The organism is Ruegeria sp. Ofav3-42, assembly GCF_022347725.1.
Classification (GTDB): domain Bacteria; phylum Pseudomonadota; class Alphaproteobacteria; order Rhodobacterales; family Rhodobacteraceae; genus Ruegeria.
On sequence record NZ_JAKRGB010000001.1, the window covers coordinates 365347 to 384841 of the forward strand.

Sequence of the window (19495 nt, forward strand, 5' to 3'; positions counted from 1 at the left end):
CTTGCTCTTCCGCTACGAAACCGCATAAAGTAATCGGGAACAAAAGGAGTACATCGTGGTGACGAAAACGGTTGAAGGCCCGGATGGAAAACCGCGCTGCGCATGGTGTCAGGCCGCACCTGAGTTCTTTGATTACCACGATCAGGAATGGGGCTATCCGGTTGGCGACGATCAACGTCTGTTTGAGAAATTATGCCTCGAGAGCTTTCAGTCTGGCCTCAGTTGGCGAACTATTCTGTCCAAACGCGAGAACTTTCGCAAAGCATTCAAAGGCTTTGATATCAACGCGGTCGCTGCGTTTGATAATGCCGATACCCAGCGCTTGTTGCACGACGCGGGTATCGTCCGACACCGTGGAAAGATCGAAGCCGTCATCAACAACGCGCGACGCGCGCAAGAGTTGATCGCAACCGAGGGATCTCTGGCTGCATATGTTTGGAAGTACGAAGCGGATACGCCACCCGATCCTCAGACCGCATCGACATCGCCGGAATCCGTGGCCATGTCAAAAGACCTGAAAAAGCGGGGATGGAAATTTGTTGGACCGACCACCGTTTTTGCCTTCATGCAGGCAATGGGTCTGGTGAACGATCACGCCGAGGACTGTGTGATGCGTGAAAAAGCGGCGCAATTGCGCCGCGATTTCATCAAACCCGTATAGCGCTTAGACTGATGCGCGGAAGATCTTGTCGATATTGCCGCCCAGAGCCGAATTGAATTCAGCATCGGATTGTTGTTTCGACAGCCCTTCGGTCAACGCGCGCGAGAAAGACGCGATCATCTTGCCGTTCTGATCCAGCAGATCACATGCTTGCTCGGTCGAATAGCCACCCGACAGGGCGACAACACGCAGAACACGCGGGTGATCGGCCAGTTCATCATAAAGGTTGGCCTGGCTTGGAATGGTCAGTTTGAGCATGATGTCCTGCCCATCGTCCAGCTGGTCGAGGTTTTTCAGGATTTCAGCCTTCAGGATGTCTTCGGCTTCGATTTTGGTGGCCGAGTTGATGTTCACTTCGGGCTCAACAATCGGAACCATGCCGGCCGCGACAACTTCACGCGCGACATCGAACTGCTGTGCGACAACCGCTGCAATGCCTTCGGCGTTTGCTTCGTGAATAACCGAACGTTCTTTGGTGCCGAAAACGCCTTCGGCCTTGGCAAGTGTTTCGGCCAGACCCGGGATCGGCTTCATCATCTGAACGCCATTCGCTTCGACTTCCAAACCTTTGTCGATTTTAAGGAAAGGCACGATGCCTTTGACCGACCAAAGATAATCGGCGACCTTACGGCCATCAATCTGCTCGCCCAGAGTTCGTTCAAACAGGATCGCGCCGATCACTTTGTCCTTGGTGAAGTCATCCGCCAGAATGATCCGTGCGCGCATCTTCTGAATTTCACCGAACATTTCTTCGTCCGAGTTGTATTCCGATGCTTCCACCCCATAAAGCGCCAGCGCTTTGGGCGTCGAGCCACCACTTTGATCCAGTGCGGCGATAAAACCTGCACCGTTGGACATTTGCGCGCGCTGTTCTGCTAAGGACATAAGACTTTCCCGTTAATATGATTCCGCATTTTCCAATCGCATACAGCAAGGCGTAAAGCGATGGTAGTTTGTTAGCGCTCAACCACGCGCAACCAAATTCCGTCTTTAGAACGGACTGTGAGGTGGGCAACCGGAACTGGCGTTCGGCCCTCGACTAGCTCAAACCGGAAGTTTCGCAGCAGCATCGATAAAAGCAGTGGGCCTTCGATCATCGCAAAACCAGCCCCCGTGCATACGCGCGGCCCGGCTGAGAACGGGATATAGGCATTGCGCTGACAGGACTTACCGTTTTCGGTGCTCCAGCGCGTCGGGTCAAACTCGTCCGGCTTGTCCCAAATCCGCTCTTGTCGGTGCAAATGCCAGGGGCTGATCACCACTTGGGAACCTTCCGGGATATCCCTGTCACGAAATCGCTCGGGGCATGTGGCCTCGCGCACCATCATAGGGACAGGCGGGTAAAGGCGAAGGGCTTCGCGAAACACATCTCTGCTGAGTTTGAGTTGCGACATCTTGGCAAAACTTGGGGCGTTCAGCGCGGACGCTTCGTCCGCCAGCCTCTCTTGCCATTCCGGGTACAACGCCATCAGGTAGAGCGTCCAGGCCAAAGCAGATGCGCTGGTTTCGTGCCCGGCGAGGAAGAAGATCGCCACCTGATCGACCATTTCCCGGGTGTCAAACCCTCGCCCGGTTTCGGGGTCCCGCGTTGTCATGATTTTGGTTGCAAGATCATTGGGTGCCTGACCTTTGGCAATCAGGTCCGAACGATCGGCTGTAAGCCGTTCGATCAACCGTCTGATCTCTTTTGCATTCTTCCGTGTTTTCCGAGAATGAAGCCGTGGCACCCACCTGGGCAACGGAACGAACGCCGCCACGTTCAATATTGGTTGTTCACGCTGGTAACTGCGAAACTTATCAAAAACCTTCGCGGCAATCTCATGCTCGATTGGAACCGAGAATAGGGTTCGGAAGATGACATCAGCCGCGATATGACTGGTCACCTCTTCGCACTCCAGAACCTCTCCGACCTGCGGGCGCAAACGATCCACTGCAGCTTGACCGGCTGCATGCATAGCCGAGAACGTATCCTTCAGCCGACCGCCCTCAAAAGCGGGGTCAATGATCCTGCGCTGCCGCTTCCAGGTCTCGCCATTCGTCAGGAACACCGAGTTTCCTAGTAAAGGGCGCAACCCCTCACTGATACGATTGGACTTCGGGAAGTCATCAGGGCGTTTTTTTAAAACTGTTTCAATGAGTTCCGGTTGATTTATCAGGTACGACCGAAAGAACGGCGTACGGAACTCGGCCATCCACGCACGGTACAGGCGTTGCGGCTGGGCGGATAGGATGTCTTTGCGAAACAGCTTCGTATATCGCCAAAGCGATACTTTGTCCGGGCGCGGCCTGGGCTTGGGGGGCGTCATGCCCTCACCGATTGATACTTGGAAACGGGTTTTTCCACCCGCGATTTGGACGGTGCCCTGTCCTGAAACCGTTGCCCAAGGGTCTGAGGACCCGCCGTGATGCGGAAATAGTCGTAACCACCGGGGTTATCAAACGCGCAAAGGTACTGGAAATGCAGCCGAAAAAAGCGCCAGCGTAAGCTTTGCCAACGCTCTGGTGACAGGGTTTGAGTAAAAGCGGCTGAAAGAATCAGAGGCCACTTTTTTTCATCGGTCGCAACACCGCTGACCGCAACCGGATCACACAAAGCAAAGGCACACCCATCGCCGGGGGCCGACACGTCCACCCATGTCAGGCAATTCTGCGTGGAAAGGAATTGCAGATCCGCGCGTAGTTCTTGTGCCTCGGGCAGAAAGGAAACCATGGGAACAACCTGCCCCAACGTGAGAAACGAGAATTGCGGGCCATTGGCATTCGGTTCGTTCTCTCGGATTAGGTCGGCCAATACGCTGACGCCCAGATGGGCACCTGAACTGTGCCCAACGACCAGAACCTCGTCGACATCAGAGTGCAATGCATCCCGGATCAGCGCGCTGAACGTTTTCAGGCGTTGGCGCAGCTCCTGTGACATCGCCCCCCGCAGTTCAGCGGAATAGGCGTAGTCGTGCATCAGATAGTAGGCGAACAACCGGTTATCGATCTTCCGAAACCAGCGCATCAGCCCATATGCCAACGCGACGGCAGGGATTACCGCGAGCCACCCGAGAACCGGAAGAAAAAGCAATGTCACAATCCATGCCAGCCCTATCGCCAGCATAAGCTGGGCCAATAACATGCCAACCGGGTACAGCGCTGCGATTACTGGCCCTTTTCGCAATCGCATCAGCCGCCACAGAGTACCAGTAGAGATGTAAATCCACGCGGTTCGAAGCAGTTGCAGATAGGTCGCGGGGATCGAGTTTGACATGCTCTCGCGGACGATATCGGACCAGACGAGGACTTCGACATCGGCCAGAATGTCCACTCCGTCCTGATGCGATCGGACGTGCCAGCCGTAAGGACCATCGCCGGACTTTGCCGAAACTGCGATTTGATAACCGGAAACATCGGCCTGAACACTGCTTTCGGTTCTATAAAGCTCACGATAGCGCCGAGGGTGAATCGGATCATAGCCGGGAATATAGAACACCCGGCGTTTCCGCACCCGTGGTTGATTATTCTGACTGCTCATGGCCTTACCTTCTGCGGCTCAGGTTAACGCAGCCTGAGCGTCAAGGTAAGTCAGATCAGTAGATCATCCGAAATTCGCAAGCGCCGGGAATGTTTCCAGCAGCCACCAGCTGAACTCGGTGAACAGGCCCGTGATCAACATGATGCCGACGAACAAAAGCAGGCCGCCCATCACTTTTTCGATCGTGCCCATATAAGGTTTGATCCGGTTCATCACTGTCATCGATCGGTTCAGGAACATCGCAGCCAGAAGGAACGGAATGCCCAGGCCCGCCGCGTAAACACCCAGCAGCAGCGTTCCGCGCGCCACCGATGCCTCGGACGCTGCCAACGACAGGATGGCTCCCAATTGGGGTCCGATACACGGGGTCCAACCAAATGCGAAAGCGAGGCCCAGAATATAGGCCCCAAACACAGATCCGCCGGAGTCACCGGTTTCGATCCGCGCTTCGCGATCAAGAAAGGGAATTCGGATGACGTTCAGGAAGTGCAGACCAAAGACGATCACCACCGCGCCGGAAATCTTCGCAAACAGAACCTGATTCTGCAGAACAAAGGCCCCGAATGCCGATGCGGTGAAGCCCAGCAGCAGAAACACCGTAGAAAGACCCAGAACAAAGAACAGCGCAGCCAGTGTTGCCTTGCGCCGCGCTTGGGCCTGATCCTGCATCTCATTGATCGTCACACCGCTCATATACGCCAGATACGGCGGAACGATGGGCAGAACACAAGGCGACAGAAAGCTGATGAGCCCGCCTAGCATGGCGACCAACATGGCAGGCAGCAGGCCTGCGTCTATGATTTCAATTCCGAACATGTCTCAGCACATATGTCATGTGGCCGGCAACGTCACGGGGCCATTCGGTCACATCCTCGTGGTTGCACGCTGGACACCGCATCAAAGTGGAAATATCTGAACCTTATGTCAAATCCGTCAGAAACACTTGATGCGTTGGGTCTGCTGTGCCCTCTGCCCGTCCTCAAAGCGCGCAAGCGCCTGAAATCCATGCCTGCCGGGGCCGTTCTACGAGTGCTGGCGGATGACCCGGCCGCTATCATTGATGTACCACATTTCTGTTCTGAAAGCGGACACCAATTGTTGTCCCAGGAAGACGCAGACGGGCATCAAATCTATCTGATCCAAAAATCCGACTGATATAGATCCAAAAGAAAAAGGCGGGCACTTGGCCCGCCTTTTCTTTTTACTGACCTAACGACCACCAGCCACGCCGTTTAGGCTTTGCAGGTTGTTCCGGTTCTTCGGCGACAACCTCGAGAACCGGCTCGGAAACTTCCTCAGCAGCGATTTCCGCAGGCTCTTGCGATTCGTCTGCGGACACTGCAGCCACGGGCTCGGGCTGTTCTTCCTGCGCGGGCTCAGCCTCGGCGGTATTATCTGCTTCAGGTTCAGGCAGTTCAGCCGTGGCTTCGACCTGCTCCACCTCTGCAGCGGTTTCATCAACCACCTCCAAGGGGGCTTCCTCGGTCACAGCGACGTCGACAGGCTCGGCCGCCACTTCCACTACCACGGTTTCCTCAACCGCTACGGTCGCCTCATCAGTCGCAGCTTCTTCCGGAGTGGCCTCAGCGGGGGTTTCTCCCTCTGACTCAACGGGTTCCGCGTCTTTCTTCTTGCGACGCGGCGCACGGCGGCGTTTGGGCTTGGCGGCTTTTTCCTCTTCAGCGGTTTCGACAGCGTCACCCTCAGGTTCAGCCTCTTCCGTCGTTACGGTCTTAGCCTCTTCCGATGCCTCGGCTGCAACAGCCTCACCCTCTTCGGCATTCACCTCAGGGGTATCGCCAGAGCCGTTGCTCTTCTTCCGACGACGGCGACGACGCTTGCGCTTGGGCTTGGTTTCTTCTTCGGCCTGAACGGATTCTTCCTCGACCTGCTCTTCTTCGTTGGCGTCGACAAGATCCATCAAAGACGCATCGACTGAGACCACCGGAGCGCTGGCTTCGGGGACAAACCGGCTGGCGGTCTTGAACTTCTCCATCGAGAAATCGGGGCTGACCAGATGCACGTCGCCTTCGACACGCACGGAGAGACCGTAACGTGCCTCGATCTGGGCGATATGTTCGCGTTTCTGGTTCATCAGGAAGTTGGCGATGCTGACCGGGCAGCGCACCAGCACTTCGCGTGACCGGCGCCGCGTTCCTTCCTCTTCGATCTGGCGCAGAATGGTCAGCGCCATGTTGTCATCCGAGCGGATCAGACCGGTACCGTGGCAGGCCGGACAAGGCTGCGTAGTTGCCTCCAGCATACCGGGGCGCAGACGCTGACGGCTCATCTCCAGCAGGCCAAAGCCCGAAATCCGGCCGACCTGAATGCGCGCGCGGTCGGTTTTCAGCTTTTCCTTCAGCCGCTTTTCGACGGCCGAGTTGTTCTTGCGCTCGTCCATATCGATAAAGTCGATGACTATCAGACCGGCCAGGTCGCGCAGGCGCAGCTGGCGGGCAACTTCTTCGGCGGCTTCAAGGTTGGTCTTGAGCGCGGTTTCTTCAATCGAACCCTCTTTGGTCGCCCGCCCCGAGTTCACATCGATTGCGACCAGCGCTTCGGTCACGCCAATCACGATGTAGCCACCGGATTTCAGCTGAACGGTCGGATTGAACATTCCCGCCAGATAGCTTTCGACCTGATAGCGTGCAAATAGCGGCAGCGCGTCCTCATACCTTTTCACGTTCTTGGCGTGCGACGGCATGATCATCTTCATGAAGTCTTTGGCAATGCGATATCCGCCCTCGCCCTCAACCAGAACCTCATCGATTTCGCGATTATACAAATCACGGATCGACCGTTTGATCAGGTCGCCCTCTTCATAAATCTTCGCGGGCGCTATGGATTTCAGCGTCAGTTCGCGGATCTGCTCCCACATGCGTTGCAGATACTCGTAGTCGCGCTTGATCTCGGATTTTGTGCGCTTGGCACCCGCTGTGCGGATAATCAGGCCAGCACCTGTAGGTACGTCGATCTCTGCCGCGATTTCCTTGAGCTTTTTACGGTCAGGTGCGTTGGTGATCTTGCGGCTGATTCCGCCACCGCGCGCGGTATTCGGCATCAGTACGCAGTACCGACCCGCCAGTGACAGGTACGTTGTCAGGGCGGCACCCTTGTTGCCGCGCTCTTCCTTGACGACCTGTACCAGCAGAACCTGGCGAACCTTGATGACCTCCTGAATCTTGTACCGGCGCGGACGCGGCTTGCGAACAGGACGAATGTCTTCGCTGTCATCTTCGTCTGCGACGGATTCAATCGAGTCGTCCTTGGACGTCGCATCAGCCCGGGCCTCAACCTCGGACTTTTCGTCATCCTCGGACGATGCCTCTTCAGCGGCTTCACCCTCTTCTGCCGGAGCCTCAACTTCGCTTACCGTATCTTCGGATTCGTCCGCTGCACTTTCAGGTGCCGGTTCTGCTTCGACGTCCTGCTCTTCCTCAGCGGTTTCCGCCGGGGTTTCATCAGTATTTTCGGAAGCCTCGGCTTCCACCTCAGACGTCGCGATTGCATCCTCTGCGCCGGCCTCAGCTTCGGCGTCTACAACCGCTTCAGCCTCAACCTGCGGCTCCGTGGTTTCCCCTTCATCGACAGGTTCTTCAACCGGGGTTTCAGCAACATGATCTGCCGGAGATGTGCCTTCCGGCACTGCAACGTCAGCACCTTCTTCGCTTTCATCCAGATCTATGGTTTCCATGCCGGTGGGTTCCGAAGAAACCTCGATCGATTCCACAGCATCGTCAGACTTTACATCAGCAGCCTTGGTCCGCGAGCGAGACCGGCGTTTTTTCGGTTTCGCCTCATCAGCTTCATCGCGCGCCTTCATCGCCTCGGCATAAGCGCGCTCTTCTTCCATCAGCGCTTCGCGGTCGGCGACCGGGATCTGATAGTAATCCGGATGAATCTCCGAAAAAGCCAGGAACCCGTGACGGTTCCCGCCATAATCCACAAAGGCCGCCTGCAGGGACGGTTCGACCCGCGTTACCTTTGCTAGATAGATATTGCCAGCAAGCTGACGTTTGTTTTCGGATTCAAAATCGAACTCCTCGACCTTGTTTCCGTCAACCACCACAACCCGAGTCTCCTCGGTGTGGGTGGCATCGATAAGCATTTTCTTAGCCATGTGTCCTTGGTGCACCGCGCCAAACGCGTTGTCCTTACCCGTCCGGGGGGACAGGCGCTTTTGGGGTGGTGTCTTGTCAGGGCGATATCGGACGGCGCGCGGCAGGGTCTGGCGCTGTGGCCCCCTGCCCGTATACTCAGTCGTTGCGCGCGCGTCATCGCGGTTCTTCTCCGACAGGCGCGGTCAATGCCTCCGCCTGCCCACTTATTCCTTTCGCCCGCTCTTGCGGGCTCAGGCGTTCTACCGCCCCGTTCGGGGCACAATCGGCCTGCTTTGCCATGCGGGATTGATCACCATCAGCGGCAGAGCAGCGAAACTCAAAGATTCGGGACTTTTGGGCGCAAAGAAGCCCTGCCCGTTCAGACACAATAAAAGCAGTCCTGTGGAAAACACAATGGGCAAACTGCGAGAAGATCGACACAAGGCCCCGGGATCACTTCATCTGGCCAGAAATACCTCGGGGGTGAATTGAGCCAAAGGCTCAAGAGGGGGCTGGCCCCCTCTCAGCTTTTACAGGTAGTCTGAGCGCTGCAGCCCGTACTTCGCCATCTTCTCGTTCAATGTCCGGCGTGGCAGGCACAATTCGTCCATCACTGAGGCAATCGAGCCTTTATGGCGCCGCATGGTATTGTCGATCAGCATCCGTTCGAACGCCTCGACATATTCTTTGAGTGGCTTACCCTCGGTTGTCATGACAGGTTGCATTTCCTCGTGATCAGACATCAGCAGCGACGCAATCGTCCCTGATCCGCGGCGTGACTGAAGGACGGCACGTTCGGCGATATTGATCAGTTGGCGCACGTTCCCAGGCCACGGTGCCTGCAACAGCTGAGCCGCTTCCTGAGCACTCACCTGAGGGGCGTCGCAGCCGTATTCCTCAGAGAATTGTTCACTCAGCCGGGTGAACAGCGTCAGGATATCCTCACCGCGCTGGCGCAGAGGGGGCATCGTGATCCGCAGCGCGGCCAGACGGTAGAACAAATCGGGGCGCAGAACGTCTTCGCTGGTCTTGCCAGCCTCCTGCAGGTTGGAAATCGCGATGATCCGCGTTTCGGCCGGGGTCCCCTGATCATTCATCACGCTCAGCAACCGGGCCTGCAGAGTGTCGCTCAGCGCCTCGACGTCCTCAAGCACAAGAGTACCACCGCGCGCCTCTTCGATCGCAGGCAGTTGCGCATCTTCCGGCATCATCGGGCCAAACAGGCGTTTCGACAGCGCTTCTTCCTCGAGCGCGGCGCAGGAGACCAGAACAAATTTCTTGCCCGCCCGGCTGCCTACCGCGTGCAGGGCGTGCGCAACCAACGTCTTACCTGTGCCGGTTTCGCCATCGATCAGCACATGACCATCCGCCTGCCCCAGATCCAAAATATCCTCACGCAGGCGTTCCATCACCGGGCTGGCGCCGATCAGCTTGTTCATGATCTGCGTGCCGCCGGACAATTCACGCCGAAGCGCGCGGTTGTCTAAAGTCAGCCGGCGCGCGTTGCTGGCGCGTTTGGCCAATTCTGACATCCGGTCGGGATTGAACGGTTTTTCGAGGAAATCGAACGCGCCTACACGCATCGCCTCGACCGCCATGGGGACATCCCCGTGGCCCGTAATCATGATGACGGGCAGCGTGCTGTCCGCCCCCATCAGCTTTTTCAGCAACTGAATGCCGTCCATGCCCGGCATTTTGATATCAGAAATCACGATGCCCGGATAATCCGGACCCAACACTTTCAGGGCGTCCTCTGCGCTGGCAAAGGTTTCGGTGTCATAGCCTGACAACGCCAGCCATTGGCTGATCGACTGGCGCATGTCCTGTTCGTCATCCACAATGGCTATCTTCATGGCCTGTGCCATAATCATTCCTCGTTATTCCGCGGCCTCAAGGCCGTCGCTTCCAAGTCTCGGCAACTGCATTTCAAACACCGCCCCGCCTTGCGGGCTGTTGCGTGCTGTCAGCCGTCCGCCATGGTCGTTCACGATCCCCGATGAGATGGCAAGCCCCAGACCAACTCCGTCACCGGGCTGTTTGGTAGTATAGAACGGTTCGAACAGGTTTTCGATGTTTTCAATCCCGTACCCGTTATCGCGCACGGTAAGCACCGCCATATCGCCTGCGGCCAGGATAATCTCAACGTCCGGCTCTGATACAGATTTGGTGGCGTCCAGCGCATTACGCAAGAGGTTGACCATAACCTGTTCGATCCGCATCTGGTCGCCCATGACCAGGACCGGTTCATCCGGCAGGATCTGGGTGATCTTGACATGCCGCTGGCGCAACTGCGGCTCCATCATGGACAGGGACGTGGCCAGCGCTTCGCCAAGATTTACAGGGGAAAACGTATCCGCGCCCTTCCGCGCATAAGATTTGAGCTGGCGGGTAATCGCCCCCATCCGCTCGATCAGACCGTCGATCCGACCGAAGCTGGCCAGCGCCTCTTCTGCCCGGTTTCGGCGCAACAACAGACGCGCCCCGGCCAGATAGGTTTTCATTGCAGCCAGAGGTTGATTGAGCTCATGACTGACCGCCGCTGACATCTCACCCAACGCCGCCAATTTTGAGCTTTGGGCAAGCGTCTGCTCGGCAACTTCCAGTGTCTTTTCAACCCGTTCCCGCTCAGCGATTTCCCGCTTTAGCCTTGTGTTCAATGCGCGAAGCTCTGCCGACTCGCGCTGAAACAGGGCCATTCGGAACGTGGCCCGGCGGCTCAGCGCGTAGAAGGCCAGCGCCAGAAGAATCGCAAAGCCCATGATCTCGAGCGCGAGGACGCTGTTCACCTTCTCGCGAATCGACGCGTAAGTGGTGAACGAGGTCATTTTCCAACCCCTAAACGGGATGCGCGTTTCCATACGCATGACCGCCTCGCCTTGCAGATAGCCGTCTGGCGGCAGTGCGGTCCAGTCGGTCGTGGCGCGAATGGCGCGCTGAATGGCCCCTTGTGGCGGCTGGCGACGCAGCGCAGCGTTTTCCTCGAGCCCGCGCCACTGCGGTTCGGTCGAAAGGATGATTGTGCCCGTGCTGTCCGTGACCATCACCGCATCGGAAATTCCGGCCCAGGCCCGTTCGAACTTCTGCAGGTCAACCTCGACAACGATGACGCCTAGAATCTCGGCATTGGCTTCTATGCGTCGCGAATAGACGAAACTGTAGCCGCCGGATTCCTTTTCGATGACCGTAAAGATCGTTGAGTTCGATCGGACGGCATCAATAAAATACGGGGAACTTCGGTGCCCTTCGCCTAATCGGTTTCTGTCCGTAGCCGCCCTGGTAAGACCATCGCTGTCCAACAACATCAGGGACGCCGCGCCGATCTCTTCGACAAAGGAGATCAGCCGTAGACTGGACAGCGAATAGTCGCTGGATTGCAGCGCCGAAATCAATGTGGGGTCGCGCGCCAAAAGCTGGGGAACAATCGCGTTTCTGCGCAATTCGCTCAGCAGGTTCCCGGAATACAGCGTCAGGCGTACTTCGGCCCGGTTGCGAGTGGATTCGGTAAAACGGTCTGTCAACAGCCGGTTAGTGACATAGACAGTTGTGACCGTTGCGATCAACAGGAACAATACCGCCACACGCAGCCGCCAACCCAATGGCGCGCCGCGAAATGGTTTTGTCAGAAAGGACCAGACTGAGCGAACTTCGGAACTCATCCCGGAAATTTACGCGGGCTGGGTCGTAAGCTCAAGTCACGCCGGTGCGAGGACGCCCGACAATGCGCGGAACAATGCCGTCCCGTCGGTTCCGCCGTGACCTTCATCAGCCGCACGTTCGGGGTGCGGCATCATTCCCAGCACCCGGCGGTTTTCGGACAGGATACCGGCGATATCGCCGACCGAGCCATTCGGATTCTCGGTATAGGTGAATGCAATCCGGTCCTGATCCTGCAGTTTGGCCAGTGTGGCGTCGTCGGCAAAATAGTTGCCGTCGTGATGCGCGATCGGGATACCGATGACATCGCCCGCGTTATAGCCTTCGGTGAACGCGCTATCGCTGGTTTCCACTTTCAGGCCGACCGTGCGGCAGATGTATTTCAGACCGGCATTGCGCAGCAGAGCACCCGGCAAGATACCGGTTTCGGTCAGAATCTGAAAACCGTTGCAGATACCGACGGCATAGCCGCCGCGTTCGGTGTGATCGACCACGGCCTTACAAATCGGAGATTGCGCGGCGATGGCACCGCAACGCAGGTAGTCTCCGTAGGAAAAACCACCCGGAACGCCCACGATATCCACGCCCTCGGGCAGCGCGGCGTCCTTGTGCCAGACCATATCGACCTCAAAACCTGCCTGTTCGAAAGCGACGGCAAGATCCCGGTCACAGTTTGAGCCTGGGAATACGATGACAGCTGCGCGCATGGCGGGCCCTCCGGAGTTGGGTTCAGACCAGTTCGATTTCGTAGCGTTCGATGACCGTATTGGCCAACAGTTTTTCGCACATCTCGGTGATGTCCGCCTCGGTCGCGCCCTCGGCCAGTTCAAGATCAATCACCTTGCCCTGACGCACACCTTCGACCTGATCAAAGCCCATGGCACCCAATGCGTGACGCACTGCCTCACCCTGCGGGTCCAGAACCCCGTTCTTGAGCATCACATGCACACGTGCTTTCATTCTCGCAACTCCAACTGAGGGCCCTGCTTTCAGGCCCGTTCCGTTGCGCGGGGGATAGCGTGCTTGGTGGCGTTGGACAAGCCTTCTTGAAACGGACACATGACCGCATGGGGCCGGGTTACCCGCTTCCGCCCGAAATCAGCCCCGGATAATGCGTATCAATCGAGTTGAACACTCCGGTCAAAACCATCTCAATCGCAACCGCCACAAGTATCAGAGCCATGACGCGCGTGATGACGTTGATCATCGTCATCCCCAAGAGACGTGCAATTGGATCAGCAAACAACAAACCCACACCGACGATCAGACAGGCAATCACGATTGCGCTGCCAAGGGTCACCACTTCGGCGCCATCGGAAAGTGTATGGGCATACACGATAGTGATCGCAATGGTGCCGGGTCCAATGGTCAAGGGGATGGCAAGCGGGACCACGGCTATATTCTCTTTCTTCTTATGCCCTTCTTCCGCAGCCATTTGATCCCCTTTGGGCCGGTCCGATGCGTTCAGCATCGACATCCCGATGCCAAAGATGATTAGCCCTCCGGCAATACGGAATGAGGGTATGTCTATACCAAACACAGCCAGAATTTCTTCTCCGATCACAACGGAAATCAATCCAACGATGATCACTGTACCGGTCACGATAAACGCCACCCTGCGGCGCTCGGGTGCCGAGTAACCGTCGGTCATGCTGAGGAAAATCGGGATTCCGTACAAGGGATTGAAGATCGCCAGCAACGCCGCGAGAAACTTAAGAAAAACCGCCTGGTCGAATAATTCAGCCATTGCTTTGGTCACCGTCCGATTATCTAACCCGACAATGTGAGACATTTGGATGGGCTGTCAATTTCGCAGCGCAAAGAAAAAGCGCTGCGGATACACCGGCAGCGCTTTTGCAAATTTATGGACCCGGAGGGTGATCAGTTGATCAGCGTCGGTTTGGTCACGTTGCTTTTGGGCAAAACGCCCAGACGGCGCGCGACCTCGGAATAGGCGTCGGTCAGGTTGCCCAGATCCCGACGGAATACGTCCTTGTCCAGCTTCTGACCAGTTTCGATATCCCACAGACGGCAGCTGTCGGGGCTGATCTCGTCGGCGATAATCAAACGCTGAAAGTCACCGTCGAACACACGGCCAATTTCGATCTTGAAATCGACCAGACGAATACCGACGGCCAGCATCATGCCGCTCATGAAATCATTCACCCGCAGTGCCAGGCTGAGGATATCGTCCATGTCCTGCTGGCTGGCCCAGCCGAAGGCGGCGATATGTTCCTCGGTCACCAACGGATCACCCAACGCATCGTCTTTGTAGCAATATTCGACAATCGGACGCGGCAGCTGCGTGCCTTCGGCAATCCCAAGACGCTTGGAGATCGACCCGGCCGCATAGTTGCGAACGATCACCTCAAGAGGAATGATCTCGCAGTTGCGCACCAATTGCTCACGCATGTTCAGGCGGCGAATGAAATGGGTGGGCACGCCAATCTGGTTGAGGCCGGTCATGAAGAACTCGCTCAGGCGGTTGTTCAGGACCCCTTTGCCGTCGATGACATCCTTTTTCTCCGCATTGAATGCGGTGGCATCATCCTTGAAGTACTGCACGATGGTTCCCGGTTCCGGGCCTTCGTACAGAATCTTGGCCTTACCTTCGTAGATTTTCTTGCGACGCGCCATGTGCGACCTTTCCAGTCCGGGGCGAGGGAATGAGTCCCTTCGCGTTGGCGCCCTCATAGTCTAAGCCCCCCTTTCCCGCAAGTTCAGTGGGCCGAGAGGCTTTGACGCAGCGCAAATCCCTTGCACCGGAGCGCACCTATAGTCATATCATCAGTAAAGAAGATGTAATCCATGAGGTCCCCAACCAATGACCACTTTTGACGAACGCGAACAAGCTTTTGAGGCCAAATTCGCCCATGACGAAGAAATGCGGTTCAAAGTCGAAGCCCGCTGCAACAAATTGCTGGGCCTTTGGGCCGCTGAAAAGCTGGGCAAATCCGGCGATGAAGCAGAAGCATACGCCAAAACCGTGGTAATCGCCGATTTTGAAGAAGCCGGGCACGAGGATGTCGTGCGCAAAGTCTCGGGTGATCTGGGTTCGTTGTCTTCCGACGACGAAGTCCGCGCCAAACTGGCTGAACTACTGCCCGAAGCCAAAGCGCAAGTAATGACCGAAACCGAGTAAGGTAAGTTACTCTACTCATGATCTTCATGAGTTTTATGAATTTGATTTGATGCCCCGGTCGTGAGACACGGGGCGTCTATATTTTTAACGGCCAAAACCGGCCTTTTGGGAATGCCCCATGACAAACGCGCTCAATAAACTTCTGGAATCAAAAGATGCTTTGCTGGCCGACGGCGCCACGGGCACGAATCTGTTCAACATGGGTTTGCAATCTGGCGACGCTCCTGAGCTTTGGAACGTCGATGCCCCGGACAAGATCCGGGCGCTTTACCAAGGTTCAGTTGACGCAGGCAGCGACCTGTTTCTGACAAACACCTTTGGTGGGACATCGGCGCGCCTGAAACTGCATGACGCTCAAAATCGTGTTGGAGAACTGAACCGGATCGGGGCTGAACTCGGCCGCGAAGTGGCCGACAAGGCAGGACGCACCGTGGTTGTTGCAGGTTCCGTTGGCCCAACGGGCGAGATCATGGAGCCGGTTGGCAGCCTGTCCCATGCCGGTGCTGTCGAAATGTTCCATGAGCAAGCCGAAGCACTCAAGGATGGTGGCGTAGACGTTCTGTGGGTAGAAACGATCAGCGCACCCGAGGAATTCAAGGCAGCGGCTGAGGCCTTTGCACTGGCCGGTATGCCCTGGTGTGGCACCATGAGCTTTGACACCGCCGGACGCACCATGATGGGGGTTACCTCAGCGGACCTGGCGCAACTGGTCGAAACCCTGCCCAACCCGCCCATTGCCTTTGGTGCGAACTGCGGAACCGGCGCTTCGGACATTCTGCGCACGGTGTTGGGCTTTGCGGCGCAGGGAACGGAACGTCCGGTGATTTCGAAGGGCAATGCCGGGATTCCAAAATACGTGGATGGCCACATCCACTATGACGGCACGCCCGAACTGATGGGCCAGTATGCGGCCATGGCGCGGGATGCCGGTGCCACAATCATCGGCGGCTGTTGCGGCACCATGCCGGATCACCTGCGCAAAATGCGCGAGGCATTGGACACGACCAGCCGCGGGACACGGCCGACATTGGATCAGATCACAGATGCTCTGGGTCCGTTCTCGTCCGCCTCGGATGGCACCGAAGATGACGCGGCAGTGCCTGAGCGGCGCGCACGACGCCGCCGCCGCGCTTAAATCTCTCAGCGCCCCTCGAATTTCGCGGGGCGTTTTTCCATGAAGGCCACCACACCTTCGGCAAAGTCGCGTGACCGACCGCAATCGCCCTGCAGATGCGCCTCGATCGCTAGTTGTTGCGGTAACGTATTGTCGTAAGTCCCTCGGATCGCTTGCTTAATAGCGCCGAAAGCGGTTGTTGGGCCATTGGCCAGATAATCAGCCCTCTTACGCCAGTGTGCGTCGAACTCATCGTCCGCAACGGCTTCCCAGATCATACCCCATTCGTCGGCTTGCCGGGCGCTGATCTTTTCGGCAAACAACGCCGCGCCCATTGCTTTGGCAAAACCCATCTGTCGCGGCAAAAACCAAGTTCCGCCAGCGTCAGGCAGCAGGCCAATGCGTGAGAATGCCTGCAGGAAATACGCACTTTCGGTGGCGATCACCACATCCGCGCTGAGCGCGATATTCGCCCCTGCCCCAGCAGCCGGTCCGTTTACGGCGGCGATGGTTGGAACCGGGCAATTATAGATCGCTTCAAGCATCGGATCGTATTCGTCGCGCAGGGTCCGTTCCAGATCGATCTTGCCGGTGCTGGAAGAATCCCCCAGATCCTGTCCCGAGCAAAACGCATTTCCTGCTCCGGTCAAAACGATTGCACGGACATGGCGGGCCGCGTGCGTCATCGCATGAGTGACCTCGGCGCGCATTTGTGCCGTCAATGCGTTCATCTTGTCGGGCCGGTTCAGAGTTACCACTGCCAAATTGTCAGTGGTATCCAGCATTATAGCCTCATAGTCCATGCAGTCCTCTCCCCATGCTCACGACATGGGGAACCCTGACTCAATTAAAGGCGAAGGGAAAGACGGACGGTAGGTCAGTCGTCAAGAATCTGGCGCAGACGCTCTTTTTCGTCCTCGCTCAGTCCGTCTTTGGCTTCTTTTCCAACGGCCTGAGACCGTTTGCGCAAGAAGTTCCAGCCCATTGCTGCGGCGATCAGCAGCATGATCGGACCAGCCAGCCATAGCATCAGATTTGAACCTGTAGTGGTGGGTTTCAAAAGCACGTACTCGCCATAGCGGTCCACGATATAGGCAATGGCCTCTTGATCTGTATCACCGGCGACCAAACGCTCACGCAGCAGCAAACGTAGGTCGCGGGCAAGTTCGGCGTTGCTTTCGTCGATACTCTCGTTCCGGCAGACGAGACAGCGCAGCCCCGTGCTCAAATCGCGCGCGCGCTGTTCCAGAACCGGATCATCCAGAACTTCATCCGGTTGCACCGCAAACAGCGGCGATGCGATCAATGCGAATATCAGGATCAGACGCTTCATTCCGCCGGTACTCCGCCAGTCGGCGCCTTGCGTGCGCCTGCCGCGACCCGGAACCTGCGGTCAGACAAGCTCAGGAACCCTCCCAGAGCCATTAAGATACACCCGCCCCAGATCCAGTTTGCAAGCGGCTTGATGTAGGTCCGCATGACCCAACCGCCGTCAGCCTGCTGGTCACCAATCACGACGTAGAGATCACCGAAAAAGCGATAGTCGATCGCGGCCTCTGTCGTGGGCATCCGGGCAACCGGGTAGTTGCGTTTCTCTGGATGCAGCGTTTTCATCGGGCGACCGTTCTTTTCGACCCGCACATCGGCCATCGTCGAGAAATAGTTCGGTCCCTCAACTTCGCGGACGCCTTCCAGCGTCAGTGTAAACTCACCCACGTCGAATGGCTGCCCTTTTTGCGCAACCCGAATGTCTTCGACTTCCCACGCAGTCAGGCCGGCGATCGCAAAGATGGTTACGCCAAGGCCGGTATGAGCAACGGCCTTGCCCCAATCAGCTCCGGGCAGACGGAACAAGCGCTGCAAGTTGCCCTTGCGGCCCGTCCTGCTCCACAAATCCACCGCGGCGCCAAAGGTGATCCATGCCCCAAGGAACAGGCCAACCGGACCCAACGCGCTGCGGCCCGTCTGCATAACCCAGACCAACAGGGCCAAAGCAACAGCCAGAGCGAACACATAGCGCAGTGAATACGCCGTCTTACCCAGCTTACCCCGTTTCCACGGCAGCATGGACCCGACCGGCAACACGATACCCAGCGCCACCATAAAGGGCGTGAAGGCTGCGTTGAAAAATGGTGCACCGACCGAGAGTTTTCGGTCGAACGCCATTTCAGCCACCATCGGCCAAAGTGTGCCGAAGAACACGACAAAACAACTGACGGCCAGCAGGATGTTGTTCAGCACCAACGCACTTTCGCGACTGACCATGCTGAACACGCCTTTCGCCTCCATCGCTTGCGCACGGGCCGCAAACAAGGTCAGCGCGCCTCCAATGAAGATCACCAGAATGAACAGGATGAATACGCCGCGCTCCGGGTCATTGGCAAAGGCGTGAACCGAAGTCAGCAGCCCTGAACGGACGATGAAGGTTCCGATCAGCGAAAAGCCAAATGCGATGATCGCCAGAAGGATTGTCCAGCTTTTCAATGCTTCGCGCTTCTCGACCACAATGGCAGAATGCAGCAAAGCAGCGGCCAGAAGCCATGGCATGAACGAGGCGTTCTCGACCGGATCCCAGAACCAGAAGCCACCCCAACCAAGCTCGTAATAAGCCCACCACGATCCCAGAGCGATACCGATGGTCAGAAAGACCCACGCCGCCAGTGTCCAAGGACGCACCCATCGACCCCAAGCCGCATCAACGCGCCCTTCGATCAGGGCTGCCACGGCGAAACTGAAGGCCATGCTAAGGCCCACATAACCCAGATACAGGAACGGTGGGTGGAAGGCCAAACCCGGGTCCTGCAGCAGAGGGTTGAGGTCACGCCCATCGAACGGCGCCACGATAAGCCGGTCAAACGGGTTCGACGTGAACAGGATGAACGCGAAGAAGGCTACCGCAATCGCCGACTGAACGGCCAGCACGCGGGCTTTTAGGGTCGGCGGCAGGCCCCCACCAAAGAACGCAGCCATCGCGCCGAACAATGACACGATCAGGACCCACAACAGCATCGAGCCTTCGTGATTCCCCCATGTTCCGCTGATCTTGTAGAGCATTGGTTTTGCTGAATGGCTGTTCTCAACAACTATCCGTAGAGAAAAGTCCGACGTAATGAAGGCCCAGACCAGTGCGCCAAATGAGAACGAGACCAAGAGGAACTGAACGATTGCGGCAGGCTCCGCAAACGTCATCCACCCGGTCCATCGTTTAGCTGCGCCGATCAAAGGCACGATTGACTGCACAATGGCGACAAGAAAGGCGAGGATCAGGGCAAAGTGGCCAAGTTCTGTAATCATGGCCCCGGATATA

The 19495-nt window shown here is 57.1% G+C and carries 18 protein-coding genes; 4 read left to right on the top strand and 14 right to left on the bottom strand.

Features of this window, described 5'->3' with window-relative positions:
- The first annotated feature begins 58 nt into the window (after positions 1-58).
- The gene (locus MHN28_RS01830) at positions 59-661 is read left to right on the top strand and encodes a DNA-3-methyladenine glycosylase I (protein WP_239335695.1); all 603 of its coding nucleotides are present in this window, start codon (positions 59-61) and stop codon (positions 659-661) included.
- Between the two features lie 3 nt (positions 662-664).
- Here the strand turns inward: MHN28_RS01830 and MHN28_RS01835 are convergent, their stop codons facing one another.
- The 4 genes from MHN28_RS01835 to MHN28_RS01850 form a co-directional block, all read right to left on the bottom strand.
- On the bottom strand, positions 665-1546 hold the full coding sequence (locus tag MHN28_RS01835) for a fructose bisphosphate aldolase (RefSeq protein WP_239335352.1): 882 nt from the start codon (positions 1544-1546) through the stop codon (positions 665-667).
- A gap of 71 nt (positions 1547-1617) precedes the next feature.
- Complete coding sequence (locus tag MHN28_RS01840) at positions 1618-2967, bottom strand: cytochrome P450 (protein ID WP_239335353.1); 1350 nt, start codon at positions 2965-2967, stop codon at positions 1618-1620.
- Complete coding sequence (locus MHN28_RS01845) at positions 2964-4178, bottom strand: hypothetical protein (protein ID WP_239335354.1); 1215 nt, start codon at positions 4176-4178, stop codon at positions 2964-2966. The genes MHN28_RS01840 and MHN28_RS01845 overlap by 4 nt, the downstream gene beginning before the upstream one ends.
- Positions 4179-4241: 63 nt before the next feature.
- Complete coding sequence (locus MHN28_RS01850) at positions 4242-4994, bottom strand: cytochrome c biogenesis CcdA family protein (RefSeq protein ID WP_239335355.1); 753 nt, start codon at positions 4992-4994, stop codon at positions 4242-4244.
- Positions 4995-5099: 105 nt separating this feature from the next.
- On the opposite strand from MHN28_RS01850, the gene MHN28_RS01855 reads away from it, so the two are divergent.
- Positions 5100-5333, top strand: coding sequence for a sulfurtransferase TusA family protein (locus tag MHN28_RS01855; RefSeq protein ID WP_239335356.1), 234 nt, complete (start codon positions 5100-5102; stop codon positions 5331-5333).
- A gap of 46 nt (positions 5334-5379) precedes the next feature.
- Here the strand turns inward: MHN28_RS01855 and MHN28_RS01860 are convergent, their stop codons facing one another.
- The 7 genes from MHN28_RS01860 to purC all read right to left on the bottom strand — a co-directional run bounded on the left by MHN28_RS01860 (position 5380) and on the right by purC (position 14569).
- The gene (locus tag MHN28_RS01860) at positions 5380-8298 is read right to left on the bottom strand and encodes a ribonuclease E/G (protein ID WP_239335357.1); all 2919 of its coding nucleotides are present in this window, start codon (positions 8296-8298) and stop codon (positions 5380-5382) included.
- Positions 8299-8808: 510 nt separating this feature from the next.
- Complete coding sequence (locus MHN28_RS01865; RefSeq protein WP_239335358.1) at positions 8809-10143, bottom strand: sigma-54 dependent transcriptional regulator; 1335 nt, start codon at positions 10141-10143, stop codon at positions 8809-8811.
- Between the two features lie 12 nt (positions 10144-10155).
- Positions 10156-11934 carry an ATP-binding protein gene (locus MHN28_RS01870; protein ID WP_239335359.1) on the bottom strand — a complete coding sequence of 593 codons (1779 nt, stop codon included), beginning with the start codon at positions 11932-11934 and terminating at the stop codon, positions 10156-10158.
- Between the two features lie 36 nt (positions 11935-11970).
- The gene (purQ, locus tag MHN28_RS01875) at positions 11971-12639 is read right to left on the bottom strand and encodes a phosphoribosylformylglycinamidine synthase subunit PurQ (protein WP_239335360.1); all 669 of its coding nucleotides are present in this window, start codon (positions 12637-12639) and stop codon (positions 11971-11973) included.
- 22 nt (positions 12640-12661) lie between these two features.
- On the bottom strand, positions 12662-12892 hold the full coding sequence (gene purS, locus MHN28_RS01880) for a phosphoribosylformylglycinamidine synthase subunit PurS (protein ID WP_109311572.1): 231 nt from the start codon (positions 12890-12892) through the stop codon (positions 12662-12664).
- 118 nt (positions 12893-13010) lie between these two features.
- The gene (locus tag MHN28_RS01885; RefSeq protein WP_239335361.1) at positions 13011-13679 is read right to left on the bottom strand and encodes a MarC family protein; all 669 of its coding nucleotides are present in this window, start codon (positions 13677-13679) and stop codon (positions 13011-13013) included.
- Between the two features lie 134 nt (positions 13680-13813).
- A complete protein-coding gene (gene purC / locus MHN28_RS01890) occupies positions 13814-14569 on the bottom strand; it encodes a phosphoribosylaminoimidazolesuccinocarboxamide synthase (protein ID WP_239335362.1) in 756 nt (251 codons plus the stop codon).
- 187 nt (positions 14570-14756) lie between these two features.
- On the opposite strand from purC, the gene MHN28_RS01895 reads away from it, so the two are divergent.
- Positions 14757-15074: a DUF1476 domain-containing protein gene (locus MHN28_RS01895; RefSeq protein WP_239335363.1), complete on the top strand. Its 318-nt coding sequence runs from the start codon at positions 14757-14759 to the stop codon at positions 15072-15074.
- Between the two features lie 118 nt (positions 15075-15192).
- On the top strand, positions 15193-16209 hold the full coding sequence (bmt, locus tag MHN28_RS01900) for a betaine--homocysteine S-methyltransferase (protein WP_239335364.1): 1017 nt from the start codon (positions 15193-15195) through the stop codon (positions 16207-16209).
- 5 nt (positions 16210-16214) lie between these two features.
- Here bmt and MHN28_RS01905 read toward each other — a convergent pair whose 3' ends face one another.
- The 3 genes from MHN28_RS01905 to MHN28_RS01915 form a co-directional block, all read right to left on the bottom strand.
- Positions 16215-16991: an enoyl-CoA hydratase-related protein gene (locus MHN28_RS01905; protein WP_239335365.1), complete on the bottom strand. Its 777-nt coding sequence runs from the start codon at positions 16989-16991 to the stop codon at positions 16215-16217.
- A 74-nt stretch (positions 16992-17065) separates the two neighbouring features.
- A complete protein-coding gene (locus MHN28_RS01910) occupies positions 17066-17521 on the bottom strand; it encodes a cytochrome c-type biogenesis protein (RefSeq protein ID WP_239335366.1) in 456 nt (151 codons plus the stop codon).
- A complete protein-coding gene (locus tag MHN28_RS01915; RefSeq protein ID WP_239335367.1) occupies positions 17518-19482 on the bottom strand; it encodes a heme lyase CcmF/NrfE family subunit in 1965 nt (654 codons plus the stop codon). Before MHN28_RS01915 ends, MHN28_RS01910 begins: the two co-directional genes overlap by 4 nt.
- Positions 19483-19495 lie beyond the last annotated feature (13 nt).